General features: G+C 64.7%; 18 protein-coding genes and 1 pseudogene. 9 read left to right on the plus strand and 10 right to left on the minus strand.

What is annotated here, in order from left to right; translation table 11 throughout:
- The 6 genes from AWB78_RS10205 to AWB78_RS10230 all read right to left on the minus strand — a co-directional run.
- A partial coding sequence (locus AWB78_RS10205; protein WP_332460097.1) for a citrate/2-methylcitrate synthase occupies positions 1-688 on the minus strand: 688 nt, incomplete at its 3' end.
- A 43-nt stretch (positions 689-731) separates the two neighbouring features.
- Positions 732-992, minus strand: coding sequence for a hypothetical protein (locus tag AWB78_RS10210; protein WP_062604454.1), 261 nt, complete (start codon positions 990-992; stop codon positions 732-734).
- 42 nt (positions 993-1,034) lie between these two features.
- Positions 1,035-2,687 (minus strand): fatty acid--CoA ligase, encoded by a 1,653-nt coding sequence (locus AWB78_RS10215; protein ID WP_062604455.1) that lies wholly within the window; start codon positions 2,685-2,687, stop codon positions 1,035-1,037.
- Between the two features lie 82 nt (positions 2,688-2,769).
- Positions 2,770-3,135, minus strand: a complete 366-nt coding sequence (locus AWB78_RS10220) for a BON domain-containing protein (protein ID WP_062604456.1) — start codon at positions 3,133-3,135, stop codon at positions 2,770-2,772.
- A 78-nt stretch (positions 3,136-3,213) separates the two neighbouring features.
- Positions 3,214-4,350, minus strand: coding sequence for a porin (locus AWB78_RS10225; RefSeq protein ID WP_374729455.1), 1,137 nt, complete (start codon positions 4,348-4,350; stop codon positions 3,214-3,216).
- Positions 4,351-4,702: 352 nt separating this feature from the next.
- On the minus strand, positions 4,703-5,632 hold the full coding sequence (locus AWB78_RS10230) for a hypothetical protein (protein ID WP_374729456.1): 930 nt from the start codon (positions 5,630-5,632) through the stop codon (positions 4,703-4,705).
- A 262-nt stretch (positions 5,633-5,894) separates the two neighbouring features.
- Between AWB78_RS10230 and AWB78_RS10235 the strand changes: the two genes are divergently transcribed.
- The 4 genes from AWB78_RS10235 (at position 5,895) to AWB78_RS10250 (ending at position 9,689) form a co-directional block, all read left to right on the plus strand.
- Positions 5,895-6,950, plus strand: coding sequence for a beta-keto acid cleavage family enzyme (locus tag AWB78_RS10235; RefSeq protein WP_062604618.1), 1,056 nt, complete (start codon positions 5,895-5,897; stop codon positions 6,948-6,950).
- 110 nt (positions 6,951-7,060) lie between these two features.
- On the plus strand, positions 7,061-8,383 hold the full coding sequence (locus AWB78_RS10240) for an MFS transporter (RefSeq protein ID WP_062604458.1): 1,323 nt from the start codon (positions 7,061-7,063) through the stop codon (positions 8,381-8,383).
- Between the two features lie 60 nt (positions 8,384-8,443).
- Entirely contained in the window at positions 8,444-9,004 is a 561-nt protein-coding gene (locus AWB78_RS10245) for an RBBP9/YdeN family alpha/beta hydrolase (RefSeq protein WP_062604459.1), read from the plus strand.
- Positions 8,991-9,689, plus strand: coding sequence for a DsbA family oxidoreductase (locus tag AWB78_RS10250; protein WP_063958958.1), 699 nt, complete (start codon positions 8,991-8,993; stop codon positions 9,687-9,689). The genes AWB78_RS10245 and AWB78_RS10250 overlap by 14 nt, the downstream gene beginning before the upstream one ends.
- 58 nt (positions 9,690-9,747) lie before the next feature.
- Here the strand turns inward: AWB78_RS10250 and AWB78_RS10255 are convergent, their stop codons facing one another.
- Both AWB78_RS10255 and AWB78_RS10260 read right to left on the minus strand, forming a co-directional pair.
- Positions 9,748-10,584 carry an alpha/beta fold hydrolase gene (locus tag AWB78_RS10255; RefSeq protein WP_062604460.1) on the minus strand — a complete coding sequence of 279 codons (837 nt, stop codon included), beginning with the start codon at positions 10,582-10,584 and terminating at the stop codon, positions 9,748-9,750.
- A gap of 211 nt (positions 10,585-10,795) precedes the next feature.
- A complete protein-coding gene (locus AWB78_RS10260) occupies positions 10,796-11,719 on the minus strand; it encodes a LysR family transcriptional regulator (protein ID WP_062604461.1) in 924 nt (307 codons plus the stop codon).
- A 122-nt stretch (positions 11,720-11,841) separates the two neighbouring features.
- On the opposite strand from AWB78_RS10260, the gene AWB78_RS10265 reads away from it, so the two are divergent.
- The 5 genes from AWB78_RS10265 to AWB78_RS10280 all read left to right on the plus strand — a co-directional run bounded on the left by AWB78_RS10265 (position 11,842) and on the right by AWB78_RS10280 (position 16,521).
- On the plus strand, positions 11,842-12,594 hold the full coding sequence (locus AWB78_RS10265; RefSeq protein ID WP_062604462.1) for an SDR family NAD(P)-dependent oxidoreductase: 753 nt from the start codon (positions 11,842-11,844) through the stop codon (positions 12,592-12,594).
- A 128-nt stretch (positions 12,595-12,722) separates the two neighbouring features.
- Positions 12,723-14,387: an alpha-amylase family protein gene (locus AWB78_RS10270; protein ID WP_062604463.1), complete on the plus strand. Its 1,665-nt coding sequence runs from the start codon at positions 12,723-12,725 to the stop codon at positions 14,385-14,387.
- A gap of 3 nt (positions 14,388-14,390) precedes the next feature.
- Positions 14,391-14,822, plus strand: coding sequence for a hypothetical protein (locus tag AWB78_RS46410; RefSeq protein WP_157697449.1), 432 nt, complete (start codon positions 14,391-14,393; stop codon positions 14,820-14,822).
- Positions 14,819-15,571, plus strand: coding sequence for an eCIS core domain-containing protein (locus tag AWB78_RS47595; protein WP_062604464.1), 753 nt, complete (start codon positions 14,819-14,821; stop codon positions 15,569-15,571). Before AWB78_RS46410 ends, AWB78_RS47595 begins: the two co-directional genes overlap by 4 nt.
- A 278-nt stretch (positions 15,572-15,849) precedes the next feature.
- Complete coding sequence (locus AWB78_RS10280) at positions 15,850-16,521, plus strand: glycoside hydrolase family 19 protein (protein WP_062604465.1); 672 nt, start codon at positions 15,850-15,852, stop codon at positions 16,519-16,521.
- A gap of 33 nt (positions 16,522-16,554) precedes the next feature.
- On the opposite strand, the gene AWB78_RS10285 is transcribed toward AWB78_RS10280, so the two are convergent.
- Positions 16,555-18,597: an ATP-binding protein gene (locus AWB78_RS10285; protein ID WP_510183594.1), complete on the minus strand. Its 2,043-nt coding sequence runs from the start codon at positions 18,595-18,597 to the stop codon at positions 16,555-16,557.
- Positions 18,573-18,713: pseudogene (locus AWB78_RS50255) on the minus strand (hypothetical protein); the annotation flags it as partial. The pseudogene AWB78_RS50255 and the gene AWB78_RS10285, both read right to left, overlap by 25 nt.
- Positions 18,714-18,717: the final 4 nt, after the last annotated feature.

The raw sequence follows: 18,717 nt of genomic DNA on the forward strand, positions 1-18,717 counted from the left end.
GGATCAGGATACGGTCGAGCGCGCGCACGAGCACGTCGTTGACCTTGTACTCTTCGCACGGGTTCGAGAACATCATGCGCATGAAGTTCGCGCTGTACGACAGCTCGTTCTTCGGATACACGAACGGCTGGCCGATGCTGTACTTATAGGCCATCGCGACGAGGGTCGGCAGCTTCGCGATCATGCGGATCGCGGACACTTCACGATGCTGCGGGTCGTTGATATCGAGTGAATCGTGATAGAACGCCGACAGCGCGCCGACCGCAGCCGTCAACACGGCCATCGGGTGCGCGTCGCGACGAAAGCCACGGAAGAAGAAGTGCATCTGCTCGTGCACCATCGTGTGACGCGTGACCGTGTCGACGAATTCCTTGTTCTGCGCGGCGTCGGGCAACTCGCCCTTCAGAAGCAGATAGCAGGTCTGCAGAAAGTCGGCGTTCACAGCCAGGTCTTCGATCGGATAGCCGCGATACAGCAGCTCGCCCTTGTCGCCGTCGATGTAGGTGATCGCCGAATTGCACGCCGCCGTCGACATGAAGCCCGGGTCATACGTGAACTTGCCGGTCTGGCCGTACAGCTTGCGGATGTCGATCACGTCCGGGCCCATCGTGCCCGTGTAGATCGGCATATCGACGCTCGGCGTGTTGTCGCTGAAAGTGAGTGTCGCCTTGATAGTGGACTGCTTCATGTTCGTGATGATTTCCATGAGTCTCGATGATGGCCCGCCGCCTTCACATGCGGAATTCGGCCCGCGTAATGACGATCGGCCCGACGGTCGTATCCCTGGCTTGTCGCGCCACGACTTCCCTGATCGCGGGCTGCCCGAAGGCAAAGGCTTCGCGCCGGGAAACGACGTGGTCGATACCGGCGGCTGCGGCCAGCGCATGCTCCGTCAGGACGCAGTTGACCGCGACGCCGTCGACGATCGCATCGAAATAGATGGGGCCCTCGCCCACGTAAATGCTGTCAATGTGTGGAAACAAAATGTTCATTTCGACCTCGATTCAAAGAGCGGCGCCAAAGGCGCCCTTCCCTCACGCAGCGAACCGCTCGCGCAGCCGCTTCTTGTTCAGCTTGCCGACGCTCGTCTTCTCCAGCTCGTCGACGAACTTCACGACCTGCGGCACCGCATACTTCGAGATCCGCCCGGTTTCGCTGAAATCGAGGACGTGCTTTCTGATGTCATCGCCTGAAACGGGCAACTCGTAGCCGGGCTTGAGGACGACCAGCGCAACAGGACGCTCGCCCCACTTCTCGTCCTTGACGCCGATCACCGCGACCTCCGACACGCCGGGGTGCTGCGAAATCAGGCTCTCGATTTCGAGCGACGACACCCACTCGCCGCCCGACTTGATCACGTCCTTGATGCGGTCCGTGATCTGCAGATAGCCCTGCGTATCGATGCTCGCGATGTCCTGCGTGTGCAGATAGCCGCCCTGCCACAGTTCGGCGGACGCCTCCGGGTTCTTCAGATAGCCTTGCGTGAGCCACGGCGTACGCACGACGATCTCGCCGCTCGCACGGCCATCGCTCGGCTGGTCGCGCATCTCTTCATCCACGATGCGCAGATCGACGAGCGGCAGGGGCCGCCCCGTCTTGCAGCGCAGGCGCACTTCGTCGTCGAGATCCTTGGGCGCTTCGGTCGGGCTCAGTTGCGCGAGACTCAGGAGCGGACAGGTCTCCGACATGCCATAACCCGCGAACACGTCGATGCCGCGCTCGAGCGCCGAGCGCGCCAGTCCCTGCGGCAGCGCGCCGCCGCCGATCACGACCTTCCACTTCGACAGATCGATGCCGGCTGCATCCGGGCACACGAGCAGCATGTGCAGGATGGTGCCCACGCAGTGCGAGAACGTGACGCCTTCATCGCGGATCAGCTTCACGAGGCGATCGGGCACATAGCGGCCCGGATAGACCTGCTTGACGCCGAGCACCGTGGCGATGAAGGGAATGCCCCAGGCGTGCACATGGAACATCGGCGTGATGGGCATGTACACATCGCCGCGATGAAAGCGCTGGCCCGAGACCGGGCTCGCGAAGGCGGCCATGCCGGTGATGGTATGCAGCACGAGCTGCCGATGCGAGAAGTACACGCCCTTCGGCAAACCGGTCGTGCCGGTGGTGTAGAAGGTCGTCGCGCGCGTGTTCTCGTCGAAATCGGGAAACTCATAATGCGTGGCGCTGGCGGCCAGCATCTGCTCGTATTCGGCGGCGAACGGAATCGTGTGCGCCGGTGCGACGCTGCCCTTCTCGTCGATCCAGATGAAGGTGCGCACGGTTTCGAGCTGATCCTTCATCGCCTCGACCACCGGCAGGAAGTCGGTATGCACGACCAGAACCTCGGCGCCCGCATGGTTGAGCGTGTAAAGAATCTCGGCCTGCGAGAGGCGCACGTTCACGGTTTGCAGCACGGCGCCCATCATCGGCACCGCGAAATAGGATTCGAGGTAGCGGTGGCTGTCCCAGTCCATCATCGCGACGGTCGTGCCCTGACGCACGCCGAGCTTCGAGAGGCCATCGGCGAGACGCGCGATGCGCTCGCGCAAGTCACGATACGTCATGCGCAAATCGCCGCGGTACACGATCTCCTGGTCGAGCGCCTGCGTGAACGGCGTGTGCAGAAGATGCTTCACCAGAAGCGGATAGGCATATGCCGACTGCGTTGATTCGGATACTGCGTGCTGCATCTCAATCTCCTTGGCCCGGCCCTTTGGTCGCCGGATGATTTCGCGGTTCGTGCGCGTCGCTCGTAGGGTCGCGCGTGTGCGCTTACTGGCTGAAGCCCCGCTTCACGGTCAGCTTGTTCTGCACCGACACGACGCCGGGCACGCCCTTCGCGAGCGTCGCCGCCTTGTCGATCTGCGAGGCTTCGTCGACGGTGCCGGTCAGCGTCACTGCGCCGTTCTTCGCGCTCACGCCGATGCTGCCCGCATCGATCGACTTGTCTTTCCCGAACGCGGCATACACGGCCCTGCGCAGCGCGCGGTTCGACTGCTTCGGCGCACCCGCTCCGCCCGAGGCGGGCGTCGTCGAAGCGGCCTGGGCGCCGCTGGCCGAGCCCGGCTGGGACCATGCATATCCGGATGCCAGGACGATCAGCACCCCGGCCAGTTTCAAAATCTTCGCTGCGTTCATTCGTTGCTCCGTTCGTTGTTGTCTGCGCCGTCGGCGCGATGTGCGCGATGTGCGCGAGCGCGATACGCGCCCGCCTCGTCAGAAGTTATGCCGCACGCCGACCATCGCCGCGGTCGTCGACTTGCCCGGTGCGACAGGCTGTCCATACACGATCGTCTGGTTCATCGTGCCGTCGTTGTCGACGTAACCGACCTGCGCGTAGGCCGTGGTGCGCTTGGACAGGCCGTACTCCGCGCCCACCGCGAACTCGCTCGAATGGTTGTTCGAGTTGTTGTTGTCCTTCAGGTAATAAAAGCCGGACGTCACTTTCAGTGCGGGGGTGAATCGATAGCCGAGACCAGCTGAATACATATCGATATCGGCACGGCCGCTGTTTGCCGGATTCTTGCCGTGGCCGTATGAGCCGGACACTGAGAAACCATAAAACGTGTACTGCGCTCCGGCGTAGAAAAATCGGTTGTTGTTCTGTCCTGTCGCCGGAATGGCCGGGCTGGCGGGATACGTCGGCGGAAACGGATTGGCGTCGTGGCCGTTGTAGTACGCCACCGCGAGGTTCAGGCCGTAGTTCGAATACTTGACGACGGCCGATTCGCGCGTGCCGCCCTGGAAGTGTCCCGGCACGCCGCCCGGCGCGTATTCCAGCGCGAAGGACGCGCCGTAGAACTTCGGCGATTCGTAGACGAGCGCGTTGCTGTCGTACAGTGCGCCGATCGCGCCGTTCGTGCTCGTGCCGGGCCAGCCCGCGGCCTGGTTCATGCCGAGCCACGCGGTCAGGATACTGCCGAAGTACTGCGCGCCGCGCACGTCCGTGTCGTACATCGCCCAGATCATCGGGACGATCTGGCGGCCTGCATCGAACTTGCCGAACGGACCCGAGACGCCGAGCGTCGCGTACTGGTTGAACTGCGCGGTGACACCCGCGGTGTCGCTCAGGCCGAAGCGGCCCGTGCCGCTGTCGAACGAGCTCTGCAGCTTGAAGTTGATCTTGTAGCCGCCGCCGATATCCTCGCTGCCCTTGATGCCCCAGCCGCTCGAATAGATGCCGCCATCCTTGAAGCGATACACCTTGCCGAGATTCGGCGCATTGGGCGCGAACGACGCCGCCGCCGTGCTTTGATAGAGCAGCCCCGAATCGACGACGCCATAAAGCGTCACCGCCGATTGAGCGTGCGCGGCCGCGGACGAAATACCGATCAGAGCCGCAACGCCAGTCATTCTTGCTTTCATTAGAGATCCCTATTGTCTAAAAATCATTCACGCGTGCCGTCCAGGAATTCTTTTGCAATCTGGCAAGCGCACGCTTACACTTCACGGCCCTCTTTGCGCGTCCGGTGTCTGCTTCGGACACCCCGTGCCGGGAGCACGCGGCTGGCACTTATGCAAGACTATCGAAAGCGTGCGGGCCGAACCCCTCTCGCGGCGGGAGGGAATAGGGAAAACGAGCAGTCTGACTACCCGAAGTGCGGGCGCGCTACAGGTTCTGGCATGGTGCGAAGGCGCGCAAACGATCCGCGAGAGGCGCGTCAGCGTGACGCGCGAGCATCCGCCATCGATGGAAACGCTTCATTCATTGCGGCGTCTGCTGCCTGCGGTATTCGTTGTGTTTCATCGTCATGTACTCGCTCCTGTCGACCTCGTGCAACTGGCGCGGATACTGCTCGGTCGCGTCGAACCAGTTCGAGAGCCGCTTGTCGAGCCGCTTGTCGGCGGGACTCGATAACGCCTGCAGATACGCGTCGATCGCCAGGTAGTAACGCATCGTGTTGCGCTCCACGAGCCCCCTGACACCGCCGATGTACTCCGGCTGTCCGGACGTCGAATCCGGCGCGGTGGTGAAGCCGACCTTGTCGCTGCCGATGGTGGCGAGATAGCTTTTCATCGCGAGGCGCCCCGCCATGCCATATCCATACGAATACGTCAGGTGCAGAAAAGTGCGGCCGGCCGCGACCGGCGCGGCTTCCAGCACGATGTGGTAGTCGCGGGTGCTCATCGGCCCGGTGTCGGCGTCGAGATCGACCTGAAAATACGTCGTGCTCGTGGCGACCGATCGGTAGTCGAACTGCACGCGGTAGGTCGACGAGAGCTTCTCTTCGATCTTCCTGCCCAGATTCACGATGAGCTGGGTGCCGCCGCCGGCGCTCGCCGACGGGCGGCAATACTTCACGTTCAGATGCAGGATCAGCACGTCGCACCAGTTGGCGGGGCCTTGCGACGGATCGTTGAGCGCGCCGTTGACCGTGGCGAACGGATAGTCCACCACGGCATAAATGTCGCCTTTGAGCGATGAGCCGGTTTCCGCCGACTCCAGGTACAACTGGCGATGAAACGGGTTATGGCTGAGTTGCTGCGTCAGGCTTTCGTACCTGGCGCGCAGACGCGCCGCATTGCTCCCTCCCGCATTGCCGGCTTCTTCACCGAACAGGTCCGGACAGGCTCCGGCCAGCGCGAACACAGTCAAGATCAGCGCCAGCGTGCGTGCGGCTCCGGCGGCAGTCATCCTTCTGAAAAGCCCGTTCATCTGATCACTCCTCTTCCGCCCCGCGCGCCGCGACTGGCGTTCGCAAGCTGAAATCGTCTGAGGGAATCGCGAGCCGCCCTCCCTTCCCCTCTCATCGAGAGAGGGGCGCGCGCGGCCCCCACGCAATAGGATACGTATCAAGCAAGGGCAAGCGACAGATTATCGAAAGCGCCCTTTGACGACCGCGACGCGCGTCCACATCGCGAACTGGTCGGATCCCATTTCTTACCGGAGCCTCCTCATGCAATTCCTCGATGATTCGCTGCACCCCGAGAACCAGGACAAGGTCGTCATCACGGTCGCGCCGTACGGCCCCGAATGGATGCCGGAAGATTTCCCCGAAGACATTCCGGTGACCATGGAGCAACAGATTCAGAAAGCCGTCGACTGCTATGAAGCGGGCGCCACGGTGCTGCATCTGCACGTACGCGAACTGGACGGCAAGGGTTCCAAGCGCCTGTCGAAGTTCAACGAGCTGATCGCCGGCGTGCGCGCGGCGGTGCCGGACATGATCATCCAGGTGGGCGGCTCGATCTCGTTCGCGCCGGAAGACGACGGTCAGGCCGCGAAGTGGCTGTCGGACGATACGCGCCACATGCTCGCCGATCTCGATCCGAAGCCGGATCAGGTGACCGTGGCGATCAACACCACGCAGATGAACATCATGGAGCTGCTGTATCCGGAATATCTGGAAGGCACGTCGCTCTCCAACCCGGCATTCATGGCCGCCTACAGCGAAATGACGGTGCCGGCCGGCCCCGCATGGGTCGAGGAGCATCTGCGCCGTCTGCAGGCCTCGGGCATCCAGCCGCACTTCCAGCTGACCGGCATTCATGCGCTCGAGACGCTCGATCGCCTCGTGCGCAAGGGCGTGTACAAGGGGCCGCTCAACCTTACGTGGATCGGCATCGGCGGCGGCTTCGACGGCCCGAACCCGTTCAACTTCTTCAACTTCGTACACCGCGCGCCGGATGGCTGCACGCTCACGGCCGAGTCGCTGCTGAAGAACGTGCTGCCGTTCAACATGATGGCGATGTCGATGGGCCTGCATCCGCGCTGCGGCATCGAGGACACGATCATCGACCAGAGCGGCCAGCGTTTCACGTCGGTGCAGCAGATTCAGCAGTGCGTGCGCGTGGCGCGCGAACTGGGCCGCGAGGTCGCGAACGGCAAGGAAGCGCGCGAGATCTATCGCATCGGCGTGCAGTACGAGACCGTCGACGAGACGCTCGCCGCGAACGGCATGTCGCCGAACCGCAAGGCGGGCGTGCGGAATCTTCCCTTGCGCGCCGCGTAACCGGCATCCATAGACCGGAGCGGTTCGCATCGCGGGAATCACAATCATCGTCAAGCGGCCCTGCGCCTGCGCGCGCAGGCCGCTGACGGGACACATGAAGGAGACAGTTCATGCTTATGCAGCACGCGGAGCCCACGACGGGCGAAATTTCAAAAGTACGCGGTGACGTACGCGCCTACGCCTGGGTGGTGTTCGCGCTAACGGTCGGCTTGCTGCTGTCCGACTACATGTCGCGGCAGGTGTTGAATGCCGTGTTTCCGATGCTCAAGGCGACATGGGGCCTGTCCGACACGCAACTGGGCTCGCTCAGCAGCGTGGTCGCGCTGATGGTCGGCGTGCTCACGTTCCCGCTGTCGGTGCTGGCCGACCGCTGGGGCCGCGTGAAGAGCATCATCCTCATGGCCGCCATGTGGAGTATCGCGACGCTCGGCTGCGCCATTTCGACCAACTTCGGCGAGATGCTGATTGCGCGGGCATTCGTCGGCATCGGCGAAGCGGCTTACGGCAGTGTCGGCATCGCCGTGGTGCTCAGCATCTTCCCGGCACGGCTGCGCGCAACGCTGACCGCTGCCTTCATGGCAGGCGGCGCGTTCGGCTCGGTGATGGGCATGGCGATCGGCGGCGCGGTCGCGGCGCACCTCGGCTGGCGTGAGGCGTTCGGCGTGATGGCCGTGCTCGGGCTCGTGCTGGTCGTGGCCTACCGGATGATCGTCACCGAAAAGCGGCTCGCGCCGCTGCAAACCGCCGGCGAAGGCGCGGCGAAGCCGGGCCTCGGCATGCGCATGAGCTTCCGCGCGCTGATGAAGGGACTCTTCTCGACGAAATCGATCGTGTGCGCCTATGTGGGCAGCGGCTTTCATCTGCTGGTGCCGGCCGCGCTGTGGGCCTGGATGCCGAGCTTCCTGAACCGCTACTACGGCATGGCGCCGGGCAAGGCCGCGCTGGGCGCGGCAGTGCTGGTGATGGCGACGGGCCTCGGCATGGTCGTCTGCGGTAGCCTGACCGACCGCATCAGCCGGAACGCGCGCGACAGGAAGTGGCTCACCGCCATCGCGTTCTGCCTCGCGTGCTTCACGCTGCTCGCGATCGGTTTCCGGATGGAAGCGGGACCCATGCAGCTCGCGTTGATCGGCGCCGGCATGTTCTTCAGCGCGGGTGCAACCGGCCCGTCGGGCGCGATGGTCGCGAACCTCACGCCGCCCTCGATCCACGCTTCCGCGTTCGCCACGCTCACGCTTGCCAACAACCTGCTCGGTCTCGCGCCCGCCGCGATCCTCACGGGCATCGTTGCCGACAAGATCGGGCTGCTGGGCGCGCTGCAACTGGTTCCGTTCGCGCCGCTGCTCGCCGCGATCGTGTTCGCCATCGGCAAGCGCAACTATTCAAGCGATCTGGACCGGGTCGCCGCGCTGCGCGAAGAGGCTTCGCACTGACGAGGCACGCTGTAAGCCCGCGACGCGACGCATCGTTCCGACACAATGAAGGCACATTCAATGACTATCGATAAGACACCTACCGTTCTCATCGTGCCGGGTTTGCGCGACCACGTCGCCGAGCATTGGCAGACGCTGTTGCAGCAGAAACTGCCCAACGCCGTCTCGGTGGCGCCGCTCGAGCACGACAAGCTCAGTTGCGCGGCGCGCGTCGCGGCGCTCGATGCGGCGCTCGCGAAAATCGACGGCCCCGTGATCCTGGTCGCGCACAGCGCGGGCGTGATGATCACCGTGCATTGGGCCCGCCAGCACGATCGCAAGATCCACGGCGCGCTGCTGGCCGCGCCCGTCGATCTCGAAACGCCGCTGCCGGAAGGCTATCCGACCTTCGATGCGCTCGCGGAGAACGGCTGGCATCCGATCCCGCGCACGCCGCTGCCGTTCCCGAGCATCGTCGGCGCGAGCCGCAACGATCCGCTCGCGCGCTTCGAGCGCGTCGAGCAGATGGCCAGGGACTGGGGCAGCCGCCTCGTCGATCTCGGCGAGGTGGGTCATCTGAACCCCGCCGCGGGCTTTGGCGAATGGCCGATGGCGGAGAAGCTGATCCATGAACTTGTCTGAGCTGCGCGGTGCGGTCGCGGCCGGTCATCGTCGCACGATGACGGTCGAGGTCTTCTTCGATTTCATCTGCCCGTGGTGCCTGATCGGCAAGCGCAATCTGGAAGCGGCCATCAACCGCTTCACCGTCTTGCGGCCGGACGTGCTCGTGAAGGTGCTGTGGCGTTCTCACCAACTTCTTCCCAACACGCCGCGCGATGGCATGCCTTATCAGGCGTTCTATCTCGATCGTCTGGGGAGTCACGAGGCGGTGGCGGCGAGGCGTGCACAGGTTCGCCGCGCCGGAACCGAGGCCGGCATCGACTTCGCGTTCGAGCAGATCGAAGTGCTGCCCAACACGGCTGCCGCGCATGACCTCGTGGCCTATGCGGCCGGACGAGGCGACGAAGCGCTGCGCGCGCGGCTGATCGAAGGCCTGTTCGTCGCTTACTTCATCGAAGGCAAGAACATCGGCGATCGGGATGTTCTGGGGAGGCTCGGCGTCGAATGCGGCCTCGAACAGGACGGCCTCGTGAACCATCTGTCGGAATCGAGACGCCTGTCCGATTCGACCGGACGCGCGATGCCGCACGTCAACGCGGACATCAGCGGCGTTCCGCACTTCGTGTTCGACGCCCGCTACACGCTGTCCGGCGCGCACGCGCCCGGCGCGCTCGTCGAAGCGATGATGCTGGCGGCCCGCGACTGACGCAGCATCGCGGCGAAGCAGACGAGCCAGCCCGCCGAAGCGGGCTGGCCGTACATCGTTACCCCTGCACGAACGCAAGCAGGTCGGCGTTGAGGACGTCCGCGTTGATCGTCAGCATGCCGTGCGAGAAGCCCGGATACGTCTTCAATGTCCCGTTCTTCAGCAGCTTGATCGACTTCAGCGCCGCATCGGCGATCGGCACGATCTGGTCGTCTTCGCCATGCAGGACGAGCGTCGGCACCGTGATCGACTGCAGATCTTCGGTCTGATCGGTTTCCGAGAAGGCCTTGATTCCCTCGTAGTGCGCCTTGGCGCTGCCCATCATCCCCTGACGCCACCAGTTCTGAATGACACCCTGATGGACCGTCGCACCGGCACGATTGAAGCCGTAGAACGGGCCGGCCGGCACATCGACGAAGAACTGCGCCCGGTTGTCGGCGAGCGCCTTCCTGAAACCGTCGAAGACTTCTTGCGGCAGACCCTCGGGATTCGCCTCCGTCTTGAGCATCAGCGGCGGCACCGCGCTCACCAGCACCGCCTTGGCGACGCGGCCCGCCGGCTCGCCATGCTTCGCCACGTAACGCGCCACTTCCCCGCCGCCCGTCGAGTGGCCGATGTGCACCGCATTGCGCAGGTCGAGCGCTTCCGCGACCGCGAAGGCATCGGCGGCGTAATGGTCCATGTCATGCCCGTCGGAGACCTGCGACGAACGGCCGTGGCCGCGCCGATCGTGGGCAATCACGCGATACCCTTTCTGCACGAAGAACAGCATCTGCGCATCCCAGTCGTCGGACGACAGCGGCCAGCCGTGATGGAAAACGATGGGCTGCGCGTCTTTCGGGCCCCAGTCCTTGTAGAAGATTTCGACGTTGTCTTTGGTCGTGACGTACGGCATGGACTTTCTCCTGTTTGGGATTGTCGAGTCTGGAGCGATAGCCGGCATCTTCCGGCGCCTGTATGACAACCGCCATCGTGCGGCGGCGGGTGCTTCGAACTGCGAAAACGATGTGAGAAGAATACGGATACTCGCCGCCGGAAAAAATTAGTTTCTCCGGCAACGCTTTGTTGCGCCGGGGGCAATGGTGCGATTTTGCGCGATCAGGCTGTCACGGCCGTGACGGCTGCGACCATGCGGGCTCGGACAGGGTTGCGGCGAAGAAATCCGCCAGCGCCTGGATTCTGGCCGGCCGCGAGCGCGCCGACGGCGTGACGAAGTACAGCCCGCCTCGCGTCAGATGCCAGTCGGTGAGGATCGCCTCGAGCCGCCCATCGGCCAGATATTCGCACGCGATGAACTCGGGCAGTTCCGCAACCGCGAGCCCTGCGAGCAGCGCCGGCAGCAGCGCATCGGCGTTCGTCACGCGCAACGGGCCGACCGGCGTGATCGCCTCTTCCTCCCCGGCATCGTTGACGAACCGCCAGACATCGCTGCGCGCACGGTAAGCATAGGAGAGGCACGGTCTGCCGGCCAGTTCCCGCGGATGCATCGGACGGCCGCAGCGCTTCAGATAATCCGGCGATGCCACGAGGAGCTGCGACACCGGGCACAGCCGTTTGGCGACCAGCGACGAATCCGGCAAGGCGGCGATGCGCAACGCGGCGTCGAAGCCCTCGGCGACGATATCGACGGTCGCATCGGACAGATGCAGATCGACCGATACTTCCGGATACGTCTGCAGGAAGCGCGGCAGCAGCGGCGCCACCCAGCGCAGGCCGAAGGACATCGGCACGGCGAGACGAATGAGGCCGCGCGGCTGCACCGACATCTCGCGGGCGGCGCTTTCGGCTTCTTCGGCCTGCCGGTAGATATCGCCGGCCTTTTCGGCAATCGTGCGGCCGAACTCCGTCAAGGCGAGCTGGCGCGACGTGCGGTTGAAGAGCCGCGCGCCGAGCCGCTCCTCCAGGCGCGCGACGCCTCTCGACACCGTGGGCACCGAGACGCCCATGGCGCGCGCGGCCGCCGCGAACGATCCCTCCTCGGACACCTTGGCGAACATCGCCAGGCCCTCGAAATCGGGCAGCTTCGTCATTTCATTTTTGCAATGATGGTTTGCAGCCGATTCTATTTCGAAAAGATCGGGCCGTCGATATTCTCCTCACATCGCTTCATCACTCAACGAACGCAAGGCCACCCGAACGAAGGAGAAACATCATGGCTCGCAAGCTCGAAGGCAAGATCGCACTCGTCACAGGCGCAACCAGCGGCATCGGCCTCGCCACCGCCAAACGCTTCGCGGCGGAAGGCGCGCATGTGTATATCACCGGCCGCCGTCAGGCCGAACTCGACGCGGCAGTGGCCGCCGTGGGCAACGCGACGGGTGTCCGCGTCGACTCGTCGAAGGCTGAACAGCTCGAAGCGCTGTATGAACAGATTCGCGGCGAAAAAGGCCGTCTCGATGTGCTTTTCGCCAACGCGGGCGGCGGAACGATGCTGCCGCTCGGCGAGATCACCGAAGCGCACTATCACGACACGTTCGATCGCAACGTGAAGGGCACGCTCTTCACGGTGCAGAAGGCGTTGCCGCTGCTGTCCAAAGGCGCATCGGTGATTCTCGCGGGCTCGACCACGACCATCGAAGGGACCGCGGCGTTCAGCGTCTATTCGGCCTCGAAAGCCGCGATCCGGGCCTTCGCCCGGAGCTGGATCCTCGATCTGAAAGACCGCGGCATCCGCGTCAATACGATCAGCCCGGGCGCGACGAGAACCCCCGGTCTGGTCGATCTCGCCGGACCGGACAAGGCGCAACAGCAGGGATTGCTCGACTATCTGGCGTCGCGCATCCCGATGGGCCGCGTCGGGGAACCGGAGGAGATCGCCGGGGCCGCCCTCTTCCTCGCGTCGGACGATGCGAGCTTCGTGAACGGCGCGGAGTTGTTCGTCGACGGCGGACAGGCGCAGATCTGACGTCGCAAGGTGTGTGCGGTCGCCGGCTGTCGGCGCCGGCGCGCGACGATTACACTGGACGCGTGCCGCGCCGGCGCTGCCGCCGGCGTTCCCCCATCCGCCCGCGAACCGGGCTTCGATCCCAGCGCATGGTCAACGACCTCTGGTACAAGAACGCCGTCATCTACTGCTTGTCCGTCGGCGCGTTCATGGATGCGAACGGCGACGGCATCGGCGACTTTCAGGGGCTGCTGCGGCGGCTCGACTATCTCCAGGGACTCGGCATCACCACCATCTGGCTGATGCCGTTTCAGCCGTCGCCGGGCCGCGATAACGGCTACGACATCTCCGACTACTACAACGTCGATCCGCGCTACGGCACGCTCGGCGACTTCACGGAGTTCACGCATGCGTGCCGTCAGCGCGGCCTGCGCGTGATGATCGATCTCGTCGTGAATCACACGTCGGACGAGCATCCGTGGTTCAGGGAGGCGCGGCGCGATCCGCAGTCGAAGTATCGCGACTGGTACGTCTGGTCGAAGAAGCGCCCGGCCAATGCGAACGACGGCGTGGTATTCCCCGGCGTGCAGAAGTCCACCTGGACCTACGACAAGCAGGCGGCCATGTGGTACTTCCACCGCTTCTACGACTTCCAGCCCGACCTGAACACCGCCAACCCCTATGTGCAGGCCGAGCTGCTCAAGATCATGGGCTTCTGGATCCAGCTCGGCGTGTCGGGGTTCCGCATGGACGCGGTGCCGTTCGTCATCGCGACCAAGGGTGCGCAGGTGAAGAAGCCGGTCGAGCAGTACAACATGCTGCGCATGTTCCGGGAGTTCCTGCAGTGGCGCGAAGGCGACGCGATCATCCTAGCCGAGGCGAACGTGCTGCCCGACACCGACATGCAGTATTTCGGCGATGCGGGCGAGCGCCTGCAGATGTTGTTTAACTTTCAGGTCAATCAGAACGCGTTCTATACGCTCGCGAGCGCGGACACGAAACCGCTGAAGAAAGCGCTCAAGGCGACGGAGCCACGCGCGGCGACCGCGCAATGGGGCGTGTTCCTGCGCAATCACGACGAGCTCGACCTCGGCGGGCTGTCGCCGCAACAGCGCGATACCGTGTTCGCGGCCTTCGGTCCCGAGCCGGAAATGCAGTTGTACGGACGCGGCATCCGCCGGCGCCTCGCTCCCATGCTCGACGGCGACCGTCGCCGGCTCGAACTCGCCTACAGCCTGATGCTGACGCTGCCGGGAACGCCGGTCGTGCGTTACGGCGATGAAATCGGCATGGGCGACGATCTGCGCCTGCCCGAGCGCGAAAGCGTGCGCACGCCGATGCAATGGTCCACCGAGCCGCATGCCGGCTTCACGAAGCATCCGCGCCCTGTGCGTCCGGTGATCACGGGCGGGCCGTACGGCTATGAGCGCGTGAATGTCGCGAGCCAGCGCCGCGATCCGAACTCGCTGCTGAACTGGATCGAGCGCATGATTCGCATGCGCAAGGAAGTGCCGGAAATCAGCTGGGGCGATTTCGCGATACTGAAGACATCGCGCGACGATGTGCTCGCGCTGCGCTACGACTGGCGCAACAACTCGGTCGTCTGCCTGCACAACTTCGGCGCGGCGGCATGCACGGTGACGTTCCGTGTCGGCATTGAAGACGGCGAGCATGACATGCTCGTCAACCTGCTTTCCGACGACCACAGCCAGGGCAACGAGGCGGGACAGCATGCGGTGGTGCTGGAGCCGTATGGCTATCGATGGTATCGCGTCGGCGGTCTCGACTATCTGTTGAAGCGCAGTGAAGTGTGAGGCGTGACGACGCCGCGCCTCATCACGCCGAGGTCGGAACGAGCCGATGATCGGGAAGCGCTGCGCCAGATCGCGAACCTCGGCGCGCGCTTTAGTGCATGTAAGCGCTTCCCGCAGCACGGCGACGACGCTGCCCATGAAGCGCATGCTCGGGCGCGTGATTGCGATGAATCCGCCAGGTCATCGACCTCGCACGCCAACGTGAATCGAATGCGTTCGCGCTTGCAGACCGTCAGGAATGCTTTCGAGTTCAACGTGATCGGTCACGCGTGCCGAGCACGTTCGCCATACGTCCTGCCTATTCCGTCAAACGGCGCCACGAAGCTTGACAAGGGAGACGCCGTGACCTTTTCTGGAATCGTCGGGGACCGCGAAGGCCTTCGGCAGGCCGGACTGGCTGGCCCGAGTCCGGCGATCGACGGGAGTTCATCGTGACGTATCAACGCGAATACACATCGGACAACGGCAGTTCGGGCACACGCTTGTCGCGCCAGCCGGAAATGACGGAAGAAGACAAGGACAAGGAAAACGCGGCAGCGATGGCGCCCGCGGTCGCGCAACGCTCCGCGCTCTGCGATGCGGTCGCGCGATCGCCGTCGAAACCCATGCGCGATCCTGCGAGCACGCTGCTGCAGATGCAGCGCACGGTGGGCAACCGCCGTGTCCAGGACGTCATCCAGACCCGGCTCGAAGTGAGCCAGCCGGGGGACGTGCACGAGCGGGAGGCGGAACACTTCGCCGATCGCGTGATGGCCGCGCCCGAGCCGGCGATGGCATCGCCCTCCGTGGCGGGCGATGAGCATCAGCGGCGTATCGATCGCGCGTCGTCAGGCGAGCCCGAGGCGAACCTCCATCCCGATGCGGAGCACGCGGTGCATGCCGCGTCGAACTCGGCGGGCGAACCGTTGCCCGCGAAGCTGCAAAGAAAATTCGGCGACGCGCTCAACGCGGATCTCGGCGGCGTGCGCATTCATACCGGATCGCAGTCGGTCGAGGCAGCCAGGGCGATCAACGCGCGCGCCTACACCACGGGCGGCAACATCCACTTCAATCAAGGCCAGTACGATCCGCACAGCGCGGCGGGCCAGCATCTCCTGGCTCATGAACTCGCGCACACGGTTCAGCAAGGCGGCAGTCCGGTCTTGCAAACGAAGCCGGGCGAACGCGGCAACACCGACGAGTGACCGGACACTGCACCGGCAATCCGACGATGCTTCGACGTGCAGTGTGACGTAGCGCTCATACATCGTTATCCGAACTAAAATCTTCGACGATTGCGTGCTACAACAGTATTCAGGCCGGCGTTCGCAGCAATCCGGAAGCGCCATGCCAGCCTTCACACCCGCCCCGCAAAACAGCGCTCCCTTCGAACAACATTCCCGGCGGCATTCCATTTTCGGGCACGGCTCGCGCCATGCGCGAGGCCACCTGTTCCCGACGAGATTCGATGCGGAGAGATTAGATGGATCAAGCAACCTTCATGGCTGCAACCGGTGCGCCGCAGGCGAGCGCCGCGTTCTGGCTCGGACCGGTCACCGCCGCGATGGACCGGTTTCAGATCAACACGCCCGCGCGGCAGGCGGCCTTTCTCGCGCAGATCGGCTATGAGAGCGGCGGCTTCCCGCTGCCGCCCGTCTCGGAGAAGTTCAACTATGCGGCCGCCCGGCTCGACGCCGTGTTCTCGTCGCTGTCGCAGGCGCAATGCAATGCGCTGGGCCGTCAGCCCGGCGAGAACTGCGTGCCGCCCGACCGGCAGCAGCAGATCGCCAACCTCGTCTATCAGAACAAGGGCGGCAACGGGCCGGCTTCGAGCGGCGACGGCTGGCGTTATCGCGGCTCGGGCCTGATCCAGCTGACCTTCAAGGACAACTTCGCCGCGGTTGGCCGGGGAATCGGCATGGATCTGGTGTCGAACCCGGACAGCGTGCGCAACGACCCCGACACGGCCGCCCTCGCCGCCGCCTGGTTCTGGCAGTCGCGCGGCTGCAACGAGCTCGCGGATCAGGGCAAATTCCACGAGATCACCGCGAAGATCAATCCGGCGCACGCGGGCGAGCAAGGCCGCGACAACGCGTACGAACTGGCGAGCAACGCGCTCGGCGCGGACGTCGCGGGCGGCAGCGCGATCACCTGATATCGTGTTTCGCGAGCGCCGTCGCGGCGGCGCTCACGACGATGCATCCGCTTCGAAGTCGCGTTCGCCCACGAGCTTGCCCATCTTCTGATACTCGCGCTGCGTCGCCGCGATCAGATGCGTCATGCGGATCATGTCGCTGTCGTCGGCGGCGAGAAAGGCCGCGGCGAGCGCCACATTGCGGATGTTGCCGCCCGTGAGCGTGTAGCGCTTCGCCATCATCGCGAGGTCGAGCGCGGGATCGCGCGGCGTGCTCTCGGGCAGGATGCCGGTCCACATGCGATAGCGGTCGGCTTCGCCGGGCAGCGGAAAATCGACGGTGAACTGCAGGCGTCTGACGAACGCTTCGTCCATGTTGCGGCGAAAGTTGGTCGCGAGGATCGCGATGCCCTCGTATTCCTCGATGCGCTGAAGCAGATAGCCCACCTCGATGTTCGCGTAGCGGTCGTGCGAGTCCTTGACCTCGCTGCGCTTGCCGAACAGCGAATCGGCTTCGTCGAAGAAGAGAATGGAATTCGCGGTCTCCGCTTCGTCGAAAATCTTCGCGAGATTCTTCTCGGTCTCGCCGATGAACTTGCTGATCACGAGCGACAAGTCGATCTTGTACAGGTCGAGGCCCAGCTCCGCCGCGATGATCGCCGCCGCCATCGTCTTGCCGGTGCCCGAAGGCCCCGCGAACAGGAACGAGAGCCCCTTGCTCGATGCGAGCTTCGCATCGAAGCCCCACTCGTTGAACACCCGGTTGCGATACTTGATGTGATTGCAGATCTCGCGCAACTGCCGGATGCGATCCGCGGGCAGCACGATATCGTTCCAGCCGAAGCGCGGCGTGACCTTCTGGGCGAGCGTCGAGAGCGTGCGGTTCGAATGCGCGCGGCAGGCGTCGTAGAGGTCCTGCGACGCGATCCGCGCGTGCTCCGGATCGCGCCAGGCAGCGAGGCTCGCGGCCGTATGCATCGACGCTTCGATCTGGCCCGGCGTGAACCTGAACTTCGTCGCGACGCCGACGATATCCAGTTGCGCGGCCTCCGCCTCGTGCTTCGCCGCCGCCTTCTGCCACAGGTCGATGCGCGCCGGCACCGCAGGCCGTTGCAGCCGCACGTTGACGAAGCGGGCGTCGCCGAGCGCGCCGCTCTCGAACCACGGCGATTCGCCGGCGAGAAACGACATTCCGCGCGCGCGCTTCACGATGCGCAGGCACGCGCGGAGTTCGCTCTCGCGCCCGGCGGCGAGCAGCGTGTCGAAGCCGCGCCAGCAGAGCGCCGCGCCCGCGAGCCGCGCTTCGCGATCGATGAGTTCGAAGTGCGGTGCGCTCGCCAGTTCCGGTCCGGCATCGGCGACGAGGCGTTCGAGATCGACGATGAAAAGCGCCTGCCGCCGTTCGTGGCACAGTCCGCGCGCGACGGCGCGCCGGCCCGAGCCGCGCGGACCCTGCAGATGCATGACGAGCGGCGGGCCGTTCGCGGCGTCGCCGGCGCGCGCGAGGCCGGCGAGACCGCGCCGCGTGTCGTCGTCGAGCAGGAGCGCATCGATGCCCGGTCCGTCGTCGTGCCGTTCCACATACGGCGCGACCCGCGCATCCGGCCGGTCGGCGCCGAGCAAGAAAGCGGCGATCCGCGCGTCCGTCCTGAGCGTCTTGCCGATGAACGGCGGCGCGACGCGCGCGGGATCGTCGAACAGGTCGAGCATGCGGGCCGCGCGCAGCGGTGCATCGGCGGCGAAGCGCTCGCGCGCCGCGATACGCTGCAGCGGCTCTTGCACGAGCAGCGCGAGAACGAGATCGATGCTCGGGCGCGTGCGGGTCACGTCGTCCTGAAGATAGGCGTAGAGCTTCTCGTAACGCGTGTCCAGTTCGACGGCGAGACTCACGAGCAGGATATCGGTATCGGTCTCGTCGAGTCCGAAGAGGCGCGCGAGCCGTTCGAGCCGCAGATCCGTACCCGCTTCCAGCGCCAGTCGCTTGCGCTCCGAATTGCGTCGCGCGAGTTCCGCCAGACGCCCCGCCATGCCATCGGCGGATCGACCTGCTGCTCGGACACATACAGCCCGCGAAACTGCTCGTCGCCGGACTGGCACGCGCGGAAGGCGGCGACCCGCGAACGGATCAGCAGATCGATCCGCTCCAGCTCCGCGAGCAGATGATCGAGCGAACCGGCGAAAGGCTCGATGGCCGGACGATGTGCCCTCGGCATCGCA

This window comes from Caballeronia calidae, assembly GCF_900044055.2.
In the GTDB taxonomy this organism is placed as follows: Bacteria; Pseudomonadota; Gammaproteobacteria; order Burkholderiales; family Burkholderiaceae; genus Caballeronia; species Caballeronia calidae.